This is a genomic window from Saccharothrix sp. DSM 118769 (assembly GCF_052936295.1).
In genome coordinates this window covers 1,032,579-1,048,258 of the sequence record NZ_CP193627.1, presented here as the reverse complement: position 1 = coordinate 1,048,258, position 15,680 = coordinate 1,032,579, and the positions used below count along the sequence as shown (strand labels likewise).

At 73.7% G+C, this 15,680-nt stretch carries 8 protein-coding genes; 1 reads left to right on the top strand and 7 read right to left on the bottom strand.

The genetic code is table 11. The features are described from left to right. Positions 1–17: 17 nt before the first annotated feature. From ACRAKJ_RS05030 to ACRAKJ_RS05000, 7 genes are all read right to left on the bottom strand, one after another. Complete coding sequence (locus ACRAKJ_RS05030; RefSeq protein ID WP_438924083.1) at positions 18–3,248, bottom strand: helicase HerA domain-containing protein; 3,231 nt, start codon at positions 3,246–3,248, stop codon at positions 18–20. Then, on the bottom strand, positions 3,245–3,853 hold the full coding sequence (locus ACRAKJ_RS05025) for a hypothetical protein (protein WP_438924082.1): 609 nt from the start codon (positions 3,851–3,853) through the stop codon (positions 3,245–3,247). Before ACRAKJ_RS05025 ends, ACRAKJ_RS05030 begins: the two co-directional genes overlap by 4 nt. Positions 3,854–4,068: 215 nt before the next feature. After that, complete coding sequence (locus ACRAKJ_RS05020; protein ID WP_438924081.1) at positions 4,069–8,130, bottom strand: TIGR02680 family protein; 4,062 nt, start codon at positions 8,128–8,130, stop codon at positions 4,069–4,071. After that, positions 8,127–9,374, bottom strand: coding sequence for a TIGR02678 family protein (locus ACRAKJ_RS05015; RefSeq protein WP_438924080.1), 1,248 nt, complete (start codon positions 9,372–9,374; stop codon positions 8,127–8,129). Before ACRAKJ_RS05015 ends, ACRAKJ_RS05020 begins: the two co-directional genes overlap by 4 nt. Continuing rightward, the gene (locus ACRAKJ_RS05010) at positions 9,371–10,924 is read right to left on the bottom strand and encodes a TIGR02677 family protein (protein ID WP_438924085.1); all 1,554 of its coding nucleotides are present in this window, start codon (positions 10,922–10,924) and stop codon (positions 9,371–9,373) included. The genes ACRAKJ_RS05015 and ACRAKJ_RS05010 overlap by 4 nt, the downstream gene beginning before the upstream one ends. Before the next feature lie 38 nt (positions 10,925–10,962). Continuing rightward, the gene (locus tag ACRAKJ_RS05005; RefSeq protein WP_438924079.1) at positions 10,963–12,183 is read right to left on the bottom strand and encodes a TIGR02679 family protein; all 1,221 of its coding nucleotides are present in this window, start codon (positions 12,181–12,183) and stop codon (positions 10,963–10,965) included. 11 nt (positions 12,184–12,194) lie between these two features. Next, positions 12,195–13,538 carry a helicase-associated domain-containing protein gene (locus tag ACRAKJ_RS05000; RefSeq protein WP_438924078.1) on the bottom strand — a complete coding sequence of 448 codons (1,344 nt, stop codon included), beginning with the start codon at positions 13,536–13,538 and terminating at the stop codon, positions 12,195–12,197. A gap of 175 nt (positions 13,539–13,713) precedes the next feature. Between ACRAKJ_RS05000 and ACRAKJ_RS04995 the strand changes: the two genes are divergently transcribed. Then, positions 13,714–15,468 carry a hypothetical protein gene (locus ACRAKJ_RS04995; RefSeq protein ID WP_438924077.1) on the top strand — a complete coding sequence of 585 codons (1,755 nt, stop codon included), beginning with the start codon at positions 13,714–13,716 and terminating at the stop codon, positions 15,466–15,468. Positions 15,469–15,680 lie beyond the last annotated feature (212 nt).

The following is a 15,680-nucleotide window of genomic DNA, read 5'->3' as shown; positions in this document are numbered from 1 at the left end:
TCGACGGCGTGACCGGGTCAAGCTCCGCGCCGGTCCTCCGCACCCGCCGTCGACGCCCGCGCCCGCGCCAGGACCTCCTCCTCCGCCAACGCCGTGGGCGGGTGGTGGCTCAGGCACAGGGGCACCCGGATCTTGGACATGCCCGTGCCCTCCGTGGCCCCGTAGAAATGACCGGCGGGCAGGCGGGAGATGTCGTCGACCCGGCCGCCCTTCGCCCGCGCCAGGTCGGTGGCCGCCTGGATCTGCACGGGCGCGTTGAGCAGGCCGAAGAACTGCGTCGCGGCGTTGCCGGAGACCACGTTGTGCAGCGCCTTGGGCGCCTGCGTCGCGTAGACCATGCCCAGCCCGTACTTCCGCGCCTGCGACGCCAGGGTCAGCGTGCTCTGGGTGGACGCGGTCGTGGTGCGCGAGGACACGAACGTCTGGGCCTCGTCCAGCACGAACAACCCGCCCAGCGGCCGGTCCCGGGCGGGGTTGCGCTTGACCCAGGAGAACAGGGCGAGCTGGAGCTGGTTGACGAAGGTCTGCCGCTGGTCGTCGTTGGGCAGGCCGATGCAGCTGACCACCGACACCCTGGCCCGCTTGCCGGGCGGCGGGGTGAGCAGCACACCGGGGTCCATCCGTTCACCGGCCCCGCCGAACACCGGGTCGTTGATCATCTCGGCGTTGAGGCCGTCGGCCATGTCGGCGGCGAGGCGCGGCGCGTCCCGCACGGTGCTGACCTCGGGCGGGAGGTCGGCCAGGAACGCGAGGAAGTCCCGCAGCTCGCCTCCCCCGGCGCGGACGAAGCGCGCCAGGGCCTGCGTGAGGACGGCCTTGCCGGTGGTGGCCCGGCGCCCGCCGAGGTTGACGCGGGGCACCAGCCCGGCCACGGCGGCGTCGATCGCGGCGCGGAACTCGTCCGGGTCGTCGGGTTCGCGGTCGAAGCCGGGCAACGGGTCGAGCGTGAGCGGCCTGCCCGCCTCGCGCCGGGGCGTCCAGACCACCACGTCGGTGTCGCGCAGGTAGCGGTCGGCGCGCTCGGCGTCACCGGGTTCCCAGAGCGCGGGCGGGGACGGCCAGGGGTCGCCCAGCCGGGCGAGGTCGTTGTTGGTGTCGATGAGGATCGAGGAGACCCCGTGCAGGGCGACCTCCTCGACCAGCCGGCGCAGCAGCACGGTCTTGCCCGAACCGCTGCCGGCGAAGACGACGGTGTGCTTGCGCAGCAGGGCGAGCGGCACGGTGAACGGCGTGCCGGTCACGACACCGGTGCCCAGGCGCACGCCCGGTTCACCGGTGACCGCCTCCTCGACAGCGTCGTCGGGAGTGGCGGTGACGTCGGAAGTGGCGGTGACGTCGGCCAGCGTGCCGCTGATCCCCGGCCACTCGGACACCGGCTCGGGTTCGTCGTGACGAGGTTCTTCGTGACGGGGGTCGTCGTGACGGGGGTCGTCGTGGCTACCCTGCGGTACCGGCGCCGCCGCGAAGTCGTCGAGATCCGCCAGTGCCGTCGTCAGCAGCTGCGAGGAGGACGCGGGACGACGGTCGAGCAGCCACGGCAGGAACCCCGGCGGTGACTGGTCGCGCATCTTCTCCAGCGCGGTGAACAGGCGCAGGTCGCTCTCCGCGACCGGCAGGACCAGGCCGCCGTCCGCGCGGAACGCCTCCACCGCCGCGGTGGTGGCCGGCCCGCCGGAGAAGGGCGCGTTGCGCAGCACGACCAGGTGCCGCTTGTCGTCGCCCCGCCGGAGTTCCGCTTCCAGCTGGGCCGACTTGAGCCGCGCGAGCACGGCGCGGGCGTGGGTGTGGGCGATGGCGCGGAAGCTCCAGTGGACCTCGCCCTCGCGGGCCTCGTCGACGGTGAGGCGCAGCCGGGCGTGCAGGGGCGGGTTGCCGCCGCGCGACGCGTCGACGGTCAGCACCGGGCCGTCGGCGCCCCGTTCGAGCACGAAGCAGTGCAGGGCGGCACCGAGCAGCGCCTGCACGCGCTCGTCCTCCCGGTGCTGGTCCAGCGGGGCGAGGACGTCGGCGGTGTCGCGCAGCCGGTCGAACAGCGCGTCGAGGTCGTCCGCCTCCCGCGACACCACGGCGGGCTGGGCCGCGGGCTCGGGCGCGGCGGTGGCGAAGTCCCGCAGCTCCTCGACCTCGTCGTGGGCGAGGCACCGGCGGATGTGCTCGTCGACGCGTTGCAGGAGCCGCCGGGGCGTCCAGTTGGCCACGTCCGCCCCCGTGAACGCCGACGGGTGGACGGGCCAGGTCGCGTGCGGCGGGGTGAAGCCGATCTCGCCGTAGAGGCCGCCCAGGTGCCGCTCCACGATGGCGGTGGCCACCGCCGCGCTGGGCATGGCGGTGCGCAGGTCGAGCACGCGGAACCGGTCGGCCGCGGAGTGGACGGCGTGGTGCTCGACCAGGTCCCACGAGCGCGGCAGGCAGGCCACCACCACGATGGTGCGCCGGGTCTCCTCCCGCACCCGCATGAGCCCGTCGGCCAGGCGGTCGACCAGGGCCTCCTCCCCCGGCGCGTCGGCGGCCTGGGTGATGACGCTGTCGATCTGGTCGACGGCCACGACGACCGGGCCGATCAGCGCGAAGATCCTGGACAGGTCGCCGAGCAGCAGCTGCGGCGGCCGGGACGGCGCGCGGAACCCCCACTCCGCCCGGTCGGCGGGCTCGACGCCGTCGGGCAGGACCAGGTAGGCGTTGCCCGCCTCCCACGCCTTGCCCTTCGCCCGGTACAGGACCAGCGCCCGCAGCGTGTCCTGGCACTCGACGGCGACCTGGGGGTCGAGGGAGCGCAGCCCGTCGAGCAGGTCGTCGACGTCCTGCCTGCGCACCGGCAGGGTGCCGGTGAGGCGCAGGCCGGTCTCCCGGTCCTGGCCGGTGAGGCGGGCGAGCTCGCCGAGCAGGTGCCCCAGCTGCCCGCCCTGGCGGTCGAGCAGGCCGCCCACCACGCCGTGCACCGCGCCCGCCCAGAACGAGTGGCCGTCGAGGAGCTTGAGCAGGAAGAACGACCCGCCCTGCTGCTGCACGTGCTGCCTGAGCCAGCCCAGCATGTGCGTCTTGCCCACGCCGCGCTCACCGCGCAGCACGATGCCCATCGGGCTGACCTTCGGGCGTCGTCCGGCCGAGGCGACAGCCTGGGTGACGGCGTCGACGGCGCGCGGGTGCAGGCCGTCGACGTGGTGGTCCATGGGGCTCCAGATGTCGTCCGGCGTCACGGCCCAGCCGAACTGCACCGACGACAGCGCGTGGCGCTCCTCCTCGTTCACCCGGCCGCCTCGATCGCCAGGGTGTGCCGGGGACTGCCGCCGAGCACCAGCGCCGCCCGCCGGTCGGCCTCGGTGAGCGACCTCTGGTCCGCCTCGCCCCGCAGGTGGACGTCGTCCCGGTCCGCGAGGGCCGTCAACGCCCGGTCGAGCCGGTCGGCCGGCACGTCGTCGAGGTGTTCGCGCAGGGAGCGGAGGGACACCGCGTCGCCGGGCCGGGGAGCGAGCACGCGGTAAGCCGCCTCGACCCGGTGCCCCAGGTCCGGGCTGAAAAGCTCGCCGAGGCTGCCACCGGTGGCCTCCAGGTGACGGCGCAACCCGGCCAGCAGCACGTAGAGCGCCCCACCGGCGTACCCGGCCCGAGGAGGACGCGAAGCCGACAGCTCGGCCCCGCACCGCACCGCGCCCTCGTCCGTGAGGTCGTGCACGTAAGCGCGCCCCACCTTGGTGCTGACCACCAGCCCGAGGTCGTTGAGGCGGCGGCGGTGGACGCCGTCGAGGGTGAACCCGGCCAGCTCCCGCAGCTCGGCGTTGGTCAACTCGCGGGCCTCCGCCATCAACACCAACAACGCGGCGCGCTCGCGCAAGCCCAACCGTTCCTCGGACATCCCCGTTCCGTTCCCGCGGTCATCCGCGTCCTAGGTCGACGCGTCCCCCGGTGGTCGCACGCGTCGAGCACGGTTCACCTTCCGAGCGGGTCACACCCCCGAACGGACCGAGGTCGCACTGTACGCGCGAGCGATCCCGGCGAGTCGTCCACTCGCGGCATGACCGGCGACACGACCTCTGATCGATCCGGGTTCCGGCCTGCGGGGAACCGCGCTCAGTCGTCCCCCACCACCTCGTCGTCGAGCACCTCGGCGCCGTCCCACACGAACCGGGCGGTCGTGACGGCGTCGTCGTCGCCACCGCTGATCAGCTGGTGGATCGCGATGCCGTCCAGCTCGCGGTAGGTGCACCACTCGTGGTCGGAGGTGAGGACCAGGTCGAGGTCCAGCGCCGACAGCAGTGCGAACACCTGGCCGCGGTTGACGCTGTCGACACCGACGAAGACCTCGTCCAGCAGGATGACCCGCGGCGCTCCGGCGACGGCCTGGTAGTGGGCGGCCACGGCGGCGAACAGCGGCAGGTGCAGCGCGATCGCCTTCTCACCGCCCGACAGCGCACCGTGGAGCTTCTTGGTCAGGGGCTGCCAGCCCGTCCCGTTCATGCGGTCGACCTTCACCACGAACCTGTGCCAGGCCGTGTAGTCGAACACCTGCCCCAGTTGCTGCTCCCAGTTGGTGGCCGTCTCGTCGCCCTTGGCCTGTTCGACCCGGTCCCGGAAGAACCGGTGCAGCGACTCGCGGTCCTCCTCGGTCAACCGCACCGGGTCCTTGAGCAGGAGGTCACGCGCCGCTTTCGTGCCCGGTGGCAGCTCGGGCGAGACCTCCCACACCAACCGCACCGCCACCTTCGAGGCGGTGCGCACGCGCTCCAGGCGGGCGTTCATGCCGTCGACCAGGTCGTGCGCCTGCCGTATCCGGGCGGCGAGGTGGCGGCGCGTGTCCCCCGTGAGGGTCCGGTCGAACAGCTCGCGCTCCTGCCCGGTGATGTCCTCCCTGCTGCGTTCCGCGTCGGACCGCAGGAGGTCGTGCAGCGCCGAGGCGCCGATCCTCACCCCGTCCACCACCGCCGAGAAGACCTGGACGTCCTCGTCGGAGTCGAGTTCGAGGTCGGCCCGACCGCCCAGCACCTCGCGGGAGGCGTGCACCTCCTCCGCCAACCGGTGTGCGGCGTCGCCGAGGTTCTTGGGCGAGTGGGGCAGCGTCGGCCACGCGGCCGCGATCGACCTCGCCGCGTCCAGCGCCGCCCGGACACCGCTCGACGCCGTCAGCACCTGCCGGAACGCGGGCAGGTCGTCCAGACCGCTGTCGGCGGGCAGGCTGCCGTCCGACAGGTGCCGGAACCGCGCCGCAGCCTGGTCGCGCACCTCGGTGGCGCGGTCGCGGTCACGTGCGTCGGTGGCCCGCTGGGCGGTGAGCTCCCCCAGGCGCACGGCCAGGGTGCCGATCCCCTTCCGGTTGGCGCTCGCCTCGCGCCTGACCGAGTCCAGCTGCTCGCGCAGCGCGGCGAGTTCGTCCAGCACCTGCCGGTAGTCGACGCCGATGGTGCCCTCCACGGCGTCCAGCTCGCTGTCGAGCCCGCGGGCCGCGGCTTCGGCGGCGTCCGCCTCGTCCTCGCGCTGTTCGGCGGCGAGCCGGGACCGCTGGGCCTGTGCGGCGGTCCGGTCCGCTTCACGACGTGCCGTGAGCAGGGCTGCGTGCTCGTCGATCCAGGCGTCGGACGCGGTCCGGAAGGCGTCCGCGGCGGCCATGACGGCGGTGAGCGCGTTCCGCTCGGCGGGCAGGCCGTGTTCGGCTGCCGTAGTGGTCAGCGCGCGCAGGGCGCGGTCCACGCGCCGCTCGCCCTTCGCCAGGCCGTCCAGTGACCGCCGGACCACGCCGTCGGCGCTGTGGACCGCTGAATCCGCCCGGGTCAGGTCCTCCAGCGCCGCGTTCGCGCCGGTGTGGTCGGGCCGGGCGCGCCGGTCGGCCTCGACGTCGGACCTGCGTTCGGCCAGCGACCGCGAAGCGGCCACGTGCGTTCCGATCAGCTCCTCCGACGCGACGATCCGCTCGCGCAGTTCGGCCAAGCGGCGCTGCCGGGCCCGCTGCCTGGCGAGCGCGCCGATGTGCGCGGCCTCGTCCTTGCGCCAAGTGCCGCGCAGGTTGCCCACGCGCCAACCACCGTCGGCCCCGATGGCGACCGGGTGGGCTCCGGGCAGCTCCTCCCCGTAGGCCACGCCACCGAGCAGGCGTGCGACGACGTCGGCGGCCACGGGCGCGTCGGCCTCGGGTACGAGGACGTCGGTGAGCGAGCGCCCCGGTGCCGACGGCACGGCACCCGGTACGGCGAACGTGTCGTGCCCGGCGACCGCGCCGTCGTGGCCGACCCAGGCGTCCAGGAGCCCGGACGCCTGGAGCGCGGCCTCCACGGACGCGCGGACGTCGTCGGGCACCGCGTCGGCGAAGCGGACCAGGCGCCACAGCGGCGCGCCGGTCATGGCCCCGCGGTCCGCGGTGCGCGTGTGCGGTGGCCGGGGAGGCAGGTCCTCCTCGGCCAGCAGCCGCCGGACCTCGTCGCGCAGGGCGTCCCGCTCACGCCCGGCGCTCTCCAGCGCCGTCCCGACCAGGGTCTCTTCCCGGGTGATGGCGTCCAGCACGCGGCTCGCGGCGGAGTCGACCTCGGTCAGCACGGCGGTCTCCGACGCCGCGAGGTCCGCCAGTGCCCCCGGGTCGGCGAAGGTCAGCTCACGGCAGCCGGCCGCCCACGCCAGGACGGCGGCCCGGAGCTCCGCGAGCGCGGCCCCACGCCGGTCGGCGAACCCGGCCCGCTGTTCGGTGGCCTCCGCCAGGGCTTCCCGTGCCTCGTCGAGCGCCCGTTCCGCGTCCTGCCTGCTGTTGACCGCGACCTCGTGCTCGTTGAGCGCGGCGCGCACGGCCTCGACCTGTTCGGCACGTGCCTGGACCGCGGCGCGCAGCAGGGCCCGCGACCGCGAGGGGTCGGCGAGGACGCGGGTGATCTCGGCGTGCACCGAGGCGAGACCGACGCGGGCGGCGGCGGTCGAGGCGCCCTCGGCCAGCGCTCCCGCGGTCGCGGCCCGTGCCTCCGCGTGCCGGGCGGCGGTGTCGGCCGCTTCCGCGTCGGTCCGGGCGATTCGGCGGTGGCGGGCCGCGTCGGCGCGCCACCTCCCGGCGGTCGCACGAGCCTCGCGCACGCGGGTCCGCAGCCGGTCGAGCTGTTCCCCCCTCCGGTACGCCTCGCTGCCGGTCAGGCCCTGGATGCGCCCCTCCGCCTCGACGATGCGCTGCTCCAGCAGCTCGCCGCGTTCTTCGGCCTCCTGCTTGCGCAGCGCGGCGCGGCGGTGCTCGTCCTCCGAGAGTTTCGCGGCGTCCGCGAGGTTGCCCAGCTCCGTGGTGGCGGAGATCAGCCTCGCCGCCGCGGCGCGCAGCACGCGCTGCGCGTACGCGCGTTGCCTGGTCCTGAGGTGCTGCGCGGCCTGCACCTCGGCGTCGAGGCGGTTGAGCTGTTCACGCTGCCGGTCCAGGCGCTCGAAGCCCTCGGCGAGGTCGCTGATCTCCGCCTCGCCCAGCGGCGGCAGCGCCTTGGACAGCAACGTGGACAGCAGCCCGGGGTCGAGCCGCTGGGAGAGCTTCGGCGTGCGGAGCTGGAGCAGGGCCGTGATGAGCGCGTCGTAGCGCTGCTCGCTCAGACCGGGGAACAGGGTCGAGCGCACGGCCGCCCGGTAGTCGGCCGCGCTCTGGTGCAGCGTGCCCCGGTCGCCGAGCGCGGCTTCCAGGGCCTTGCCGGTGAGGGGTGCGCTGTTCGGGTCGGTGAGGTCTAGGCCGCCCGGCACGCCGATGCGCTGCCCGGTGGTGAAGTAGTCCGGGTGCACCGCGGTGGTGTGCCTGGTCGCGGCCAGCCGCGCGCCGCAGGAGAACCACTCGTCCGGCGAGCCGTCCGCGCCGGGGAAGCGGAACTCCAGCCACACGTACCCGACCCTGGTGGTGCCGGTCGCCCCTTCCCCCATCAGGTTCCAGTGCATGGTGCGCTCGGACGTGCCGAACGTGGAGAGCCGGTTGGCGCGCAGGTTGGCGTCGAACAGGAACGGCAGGAGCAGTTCCAGCGCCTTCGACTTGCCGGTGCCGTTGGGGCCGCGCAGCAGCAACCGCCCCTTGTGGAACCTGAAGACCTCGTCGTAGTAGCGCCACACGTTCAGGATCCCGGCGCGTTCGGGTACCCACCTGGCCACCGCCCCCGGCGCGTCGCCGCTCTCCGCGCGCGGCAGCCCGGTCACCGTCACGACCCCTCCTCGACGTCGTCGGCACTCGTCCGGGTCACCGCGTAGCGGTGGGCGGCGGGCCGGGCGCGCACGACACCGCTGTCGAGCCGGACGAGGCCGAACGCCCTGAGCACGTCCAGCGCGTCGGCGACCAGCCTCGTGGCCCCGTCCTCGCCGCGGTACCCCTTGGCCCACCGGGGGAAGCGGCCGAGCAGCGCGTCGGCCTCGGCGCGCAACTGCTCCACGGCGACCTGCCCGTCCCCGGCCGTGATCACGTCGAGGAGCAGCAGGGCGGCGACCTTGGCGTTGCCGGAGTCGTCGGGGAACCGGCTGTCCGTGGCCACGCCGTCCGGGTCGATCAGCATGACGCCTTCGGCACGTTCCTCCACCAGCAACCCCGCCTGGTCGGCGGCCCGGCGCACGAGCTGCCCGCCGGTCGGTGACGACAGGTAGGCCCGTTCCGCGGGTGTCAGGTCGTCGCGGTGCACGACCGGGTCGTCGACCAGCTTGCGGAACACGGAGTGCCTCAGCCACAGGTTGCGCTGGACCTCGGACACCGGCTCGTCGGCGTCGCCGTAACGCCGTTCGCGGGACAACCGGGTCAGCAGCTCGGTGAAGCGCGGCGGCACCTCGCCGATGTGCGACTCCCCCGAGGGGACCGCGACCTGCGACGCGCCGACCGGGGTCGCCAACAGGCGCATGAGCAGCGTCGCGTCCACCCGGTAGAGGACCTTCGCGTCGGCGGAGTCCACGAACGACTCGGTGGCGCCGTCCACCACCTCGACCGCGCCGACCGACTCCAGCAGTCGCAGCGCGTCGACGAACGCCATCCGCTCGGCGCGGTTGGCCGTGTCGAACGGCGGCAGCACGGGGTCCGCGGCCGACGCCTGGACGACGCGGTCCGCCAGCAGCCCGACCGTGGTCACCGGCACCCCCAGCAGCTCGGCGGCCACCACGCACAGCAGGGTGTACCGGCGGCGGTCGAACGGCGCCCGCCCCGTGCGGTGCCGTCGCGCCGGGCGGGTGGGGTCGGTGGCGACCCGGACCTTGGCCAACCGCGCGTACCCCAGGCGCGGTTCGACGACCAGCGACCACCCGCAGTAGTAGTCGAACCACTTCTCGACGGGTTCGCGCCGCCTGCGCACGAGGTCGAAGGCCTCCGGCGCGGCCCCGGCTCCGATCAGCGGTGTCGCCAGCAGCAGGCGGATCGCCCGCGCGACCTCCTCGCGCTCCGCGATGACCAGCTGGTTCGCCAGGTTGCTCATCCGGTCGCCACCCCTTCGGCAGCCCTCCGCGGCCGCTGCGCCGCACGACCACCCGGCGTGCGGATCTCGACGTCGTAGTCAGGGCCGGTGAACACGCCGCGCGGGGTCCTGAGCACCGCCTGCTCGCGGTGCGCCCCCGGCGGCCTCAGCAGGATCTCCACCCGCCCGTCACCCGTGGTGGCCCGGTGGACGCCGTGCCGGTCCGGTGCCGCGGCCAAGGCCCGCCCGAGCAGGTCGAGCAGCCGGTCGAGCACCTCGTGGTCCAACCGCCCGAACTGGGACAACCTCGTGCCACCACCGGTGTCCAGCCGGTCCCACGCGGCCTTCAGCGCGGCCCGCTCCGCACGGGCCGCCCCGGTGCGCGCCGCCTTGACCGCGGCCACGTCGCGCACCCGCCCGGTGCGGCTGAACCGCTCGGTCCGCCCCGCGCTGCGCAGCAACGCCGACACCTCCACCGGTGGCGCGTCGGCCCACCGGGCGGACGACCCCACGAGCTCCGGGTCGGGGTGCGCGAGGTGCGCGTGGCGGGCCGAGCCGAGCCCGAAGGCGGTCGACCACAGCAGGTGCAGGTCCTCCTCCGCCGGCGCGACCGCGAACCAGCGCGCCAGCTCGCGGAAGTCCGCCGCCGCACTGGTCGACCTGCGCCTGGACTCGGTGATCCGGTCGAGCACCTGCAGCAACGCGATGATCGCGCGCCTGGCGACCACGAACAGCTGCTGCACCCTGGGCGCGCCGCCGCCCGCCGGCAGGAACCACGCGCGCAACCCTTCCCACCTGGCCCGGCGCAGCTCCAGCCACGCCACCGCCGGATCGCCCCCCGAGGTGGGCGGGAGTTCGGCGCCCACCAGCGCGCGGTGGTGCAGGAGGGCCACTCCCCGTTCCTCGACCAGCTCGACCCGGTTGGCGATCACGTGCGCCCGCTGCTCCAGGTTCGTGGTGAACTCCTGGAGGTACGCCACGGTCGCCGACTTGACCTCGCGGAACGTCTCCTGATCGGCCCCCTCGGCCCGCAGCAGGCGCTGCAGCTCGCCGTTGAACTGCTTGGTGTTGCCCCGCAACGCCTCCAAGTGCCCCTCCAGCTCGACCAGCGTGCTGAAGACCCGGCGATCCGGCACACCGGCATCGCCCAGCTGCGCGACCAGCTCCCCGAGCCGGTCCGCGATCGCGTCGAGCACCGCCGTCTGGAGCGCGCCCGTCGAGGCCAGCACGGCCATCGCGTGCACCACACCGGCCAGGGCGGCTTCACCGCGCCTGGTCAACGAGTACTGGAGGTTGCGCCGCTCGTACTCGTCGGCGGTCCGGTAGTCCTCGGCGTGGTTCTGGGTGACGTCGAGCAGCCCCCAGCCGCGCAGGCGCCCCAGTGCCCCGGTCAGGTCCTCGTCGTCCAGCGGGTCGAGCCACCCCACCGAGCGGAGCCTCGCCCGCACGTCGTCCAGCCCGAGAGCGGTCTCCAACCGCTCGTTGGCCTCACCGAACGCGTGCAGGACCGCCACGTACAGCTCGGCCCGCTCGCCCGTGGCGAACCGGAACATCTCCGGCGGCACGCGCATGGCCTCCAAGAGCACCCTCCTCCCACCGGTCGAGCACGCTACGGCAGATCGCCGGCACCCCGTCCGCACTCGTCGAGCTCGTCCAACAGCCGCGCGGTGACCCGCTCCTCCGGGACCGCCAGCCCGTGCTCGCGCATCGCGTCCGCCAACCCACCGTCCCACGGCGCCTCGGTGACCCGCCCCACCGGTGTGCCGACGCGTGCGCCGCCCAGCCCCAACAGGTAGTCGTCGGTGGCCATGCGCCACGGCACGGCACCGGTGCGCGCCATCACGTGCGCGGCGATCCGCACGCCCTCGCCGTCAAGGTCCCCGTGGTGGTGGAGGGTCGCCCCGGCCGTCGTCAGACCGCGCAGGAACACGACCACCGCGCTGTTGGGCCAGCCGGACGTGCACACCACCGGCGGGCACGAAGCACCGAACCGGGCCGCCGCCACCGCGAGCACGCTCGGGTTCTCGAACACCCACACGTCCCCGGGTGTCCCGACGAACGACGTCGCGCGGACCTGCGCCAACGTCAGGGCCGCGACGTGCCCCGCGTCGGCGCACACGCGCAGCACACCGCCCCCGACACCACCCAGCCGCAGGCCGGCGACCAGGACGGTCGAGGACAACTCGTCCTCGACCACCCCGGCGCGCTCCCACAGCGCCCGCCGCTCCTGCGCGCCCCCCGGCAGGTCGACGCCGTAGAGCGTCGCCAGCGCCCGCTGGACCAGCCCGGCGCACCGCGTTCCCTCGTCCAGGGCGTGCGGATCGCCGAGGACGGCCTCTGCCAGCACCGGCAGCGGCACACCCGTCGCGGGCAACGCGGCGACGACCCGCAGTGCCCGGTCGAGCTCACCGCGGGTGCGCTCGACCGAACCGCCGACGAGCCCGGCCCGCCGAACGGCGTCCACCCAGTCCCGCAGCGCCGGCTGGGCCGTCACCACGGGGTGCTCGGCCAGCCACGCCCACAGCTCGGAGCGGGCACCGGTGGCGAGCGCCCGGCGTCCGGCCCGGTCGTCCAGCGGGCCCAGCAGGGCCACGACGACCTCGCGCACCCCCGTCCCCACGGACTCCCGGAGCAGCTCGTCGAGCCCGGCCACCGACACCGTCGCGTACCGGCCCGGCAGTCGATCGGCCCCCAGCAGATCGGCCACGGCCGACCGCTCCTCCTCGTCGAGGGGGCCGACCTTCACCCGGCTGACCGGCCGCCCCGACGACAACCGGTCGTGCACGGCCCGCCACAGGGGCCGCAGGGCGACGGAGTCGAGCCCGTTCACCGAACGCCCCGTCAGAGCCCACCTCCGCGGACCCCAGCCGGGACGACGTACCCCAGCTTGAGCAGGGCTTTGCGGAACTTCGGCTCCTGCTCCGGCCGGACGGCGAGGTGGCGGTCACCGATCGGGCGGCACAGCGCGCGAGTCGCGCGGTCACGGGTGATCAACGCGGCGAGCGCGGGATCGGCGCACTCGATGACGCGGACGTGGCCGAGATCGGTCAGCCGCGAGCCCCGCCGCTCGACGTCCGCGACCAGCGTGCGCACGGCGTCGGGCAGGTCGTGCCCGGTCCGCGCGGTGAGGAAGTCGACGAACTCGCCGAGGTCGCGGCCGTTGTCGAGCGCCCTGAGCAGACCGGCGGCCGACACCGCCCAGACCCGGTCGGCGGTCTGCTCCGCGTGGGCGGACAGGACGAGCCGGTCCGCGGCGTCGAGGTCACCCGTGGCGACGACGTCGAGATTGGGCAGCACCTTCAACGGCCGGTCCCCGACGATCTTGGACTCAGGCGGTCGGTACGTGTCGGTCAGCCCGAGGGCATAGGCACCCAGCGCGGTGAGCCTGATCGCCACGAGTCCGTCGTAGCGGCTCAGCGCGTCGAGGTCGTCGCCACCCCAGTTGTCGACGTAGTCGTCGCGCGCACCGCGTGGGTCGACGTAGTCGAGGTCGACCAACCCGAGGGTGCCCGCGTACTCGAACAGCACGGCCAGGGTGTAGCGACCTTCGAGGAGTTCCCAGTCGTGGTGCCCTTCGTAGCCGAGGCTGCCGTACTCCGGGTCCACCAGGTAGAGCTTCCACAGCGCCCTGTCCGTGCGGGCGATGGTGGGGCTCATGTTGCCGCGCCGCATGGCGGCGAACAGGAAGTCCACGTCGACCCACTTGTCCTGCGGGCAGCCGGCCAGCGCCGCGGCGACCGCCTGCCGCCGGGTCTTGGCCGCGGTGAGCACGTTGCGCGCCTGCTGCCCCTTGACCTGCTCGACCCGGCTGAACTCGTCGATCACCGCGTGGGTGAGCCAGCGCCGCCACAGGCCCCGGACGGCCTCGGCGGACGGCTTCCCGAGCACCGCACGGCCCTTCGGGGTCAACCGGAGCCGGGTGCCGTCGAGTGTCGCCAGGCCACCGGCCTGGACCAGCAGCGGCCACGCGAACGCCGCGATGGGCTCGTCGGGGTAGAAGTCACCGCGCACCAGGTGCGCGCCGACGGCGCGAACGCTCGCAGCCGACGGACGACCGGTCTTGTCACTGCACCTCACCTGCCCGGCCGCGCACAGTTCGAGCACGGCGCGCAGGTTGGCCGGCGCTTCCTCCTCGGTGAACCGCACCTGCTCAGGCGAGGAGTCCACCAGGTCCACCTCCTTCACCCAGCGCCACCCGGTTCGATCGGCCCACGCCACGAGGTTCCCACACCCGGTGACGGGACTTCTCACGAGCACGGCACGTCGGGAAGTGCGTGGGCGGTAACGGGTGGCGATCCGGCGGCGATGATCGAGCGATCAGCGGGTTCCGCCGTTGCGCGCACCTGCGGGAGGAGATCGCATGCAGGACCCTTCGGATTCGCTGGAGACCGCCGAGCCCGAGGAGGGCGGCCGGAGCGGTACCACCGACCCACCTGTCGCGGACGATCCGGCGTCCGACCCGGACATCGACTCGACGACGACGTCGACGTTCCTGGTGGAGGTGCTCCCAGGGGTGGCTGTCGTCGCCGGTGAGGTCCCACCGGAGCTGAAGCCCGACCTGATCGACTTCGGGATCGTGCCGGCTGCCGACCGCAAGCAGGTCTCGGCGGTCCTCGCCTCGATCGGGAACGCGGCGACCGTGGTCGGCAACCTGGGAAACGCGTTCGCCGGCGTGCAGGGGCTCTACAGGATCGGCGGCACGGCTCAGGCCCTGCTGAACAACGGCGCGGCGCTCGCCGTGAAGGACGGCGGGAACCTCGGAGCGGTGGTGGTGCGCGGCCGCATCGTGCACCAGGCCCGCTTCTACGCCGTGAACGCGGTGAGCATGGCGCGAGTCGCGGCCTCGATCGGGCCGGCGCTGGCCATGATCGGTCTCCAGATGATGCTGAGTGAGCTCTCCAGCCTCGTCAGGACCAACCGCGCGGTGACGAATCAGGTCCTCACCACCATCCGCAAGGAGCAGTGGGCCGAACTGACGGGGCTCGCCGCCGCCGTCGACCGCGCGGTCGACCAGGCGCGGGAGATCGAGTCGGTCCCGACGTCCTTGTGGGAGGACGTCGCGGGCAGCGGAGCACTGGTGCAGAAGCAGCTTGAGCTCTACCGGAGGAACGTCCGCGACCACGTCGGGCACACCAGTCGGGCCGACGCACGCAGCCACCGCGGTTATCTGCGGACGAACGCCGAGGCGATCGCCTTCGACGTGCACGCCCTCCTGTCCTCCCTCAAGGCGTGGACCGGGTACCACGCGCTCCGCGCCGCAAGGGCGAGGGCCGCCGGCCGCGAAGACGCCGCCGAGGCGCACTACGCCGAGGTCATCGCGCGCGACACCCGCGCGGAGTTCGACTCCGCCCTCGCCGAGGCGACGAGCCTCGTGGACGCGCTGACGCGGGAGCTGCGGATCACCGCCGAGCTCCGCGGCCCCGACACGTGGCCGCTGCTGGGGATGCGGAAGGACGTGAAGGCGGTCCGCGAAGTCTCCGCCCGGCTCCTGGAGGTGATCGAGCCTCTCGCCGACGCCCTCCACCCACCGGCTCCTCCGCTCAAGGCTCCCGACATCGTCTGCGCACCCGAATCGCTGGACCCAGCGCCGTACCTCCGCATCCTGCGATGGCTCTTCGAGGACGGCGAGGCCCTGCGCGTCCTCGGCTTCCCCGACCAGCTCGACACCCTCGACCCCATTTCCGCGATCGTCGGCGGAGCGATGGAGAAGCTGGCGGCGGCGATGGACAAGGGCCCGGCGAAGACACTGGTCGCCGTCACGGATCGCCGCATCATCACGGCCAAGACAGATGCGTTCCTGGAGCAAGCCGAGATCCGTCAGGACATCCCGACCGACCAGGTGCGATACGTTCGAGCAACTACGCAGGACAGGAGCTCGCGCTCGGCGATCGACCTCATCACGCGCGACGAGAACATCCGGTGGCTCTTCCACGCCGACGTCGACAACACTCAGGTGGACGCGCTAGCCGCCGTGCTCGCCGAGTCGATGACGATCCCGGACTCCGAACGCGACGAGCTCCAACGGCGGCGCCACGCCTCCATCGAGCCGGGCGGGAAGAGCGACGGCACCGACACCAGCTCTACCGAACCGACTGAATCCGAATCCACGACCTGACCACCGCCCCACACATCAGGACGCGAGGTTCAAAACCCATCATTCCTGATCCTTGCGCCCAAGACGGACGTGCGTACCGTCGGTCCACCGCAGCTGCGGACCTACGCCGCCCCCCAAGACCGTTCCACTACCCGGAAGCTCTGTCCAGCTCGCTGTCGCGGCTCCGCGACCGCCACCTGTCGGCTCGGCGCTACCCTCTCGTCTCGGTCGAG

Coding starts and splice junctions, on each gene's coding strand:
- ACRAKJ_RS04995 (WP_438924077.1), top strand. CDS start 13,714: ATGCAGGACCCTTCGGATTCGCTGGAGACCGCCGAGCCCGAGGAGGGC.
- ACRAKJ_RS05010 (WP_438924085.1), bottom strand. CDS start 10,924: ATGCGCGTGCCGCCGGAGATGTTCCGGTTCGCCACGGGCGAGCGGGCC.
- ACRAKJ_RS05025 (WP_438924082.1), bottom strand. CDS start 3,853: ATGTCCGAGGAACGGTTGGGCTTGCGCGAGCGCGCCGCGTTGTTGGTG.
- ACRAKJ_RS05015 (WP_438924080.1), bottom strand. CDS start 9,374: ATGAGCAACCTGGCGAACCAGCTGGTCATCGCGGAGCGCGAGGAGGTC.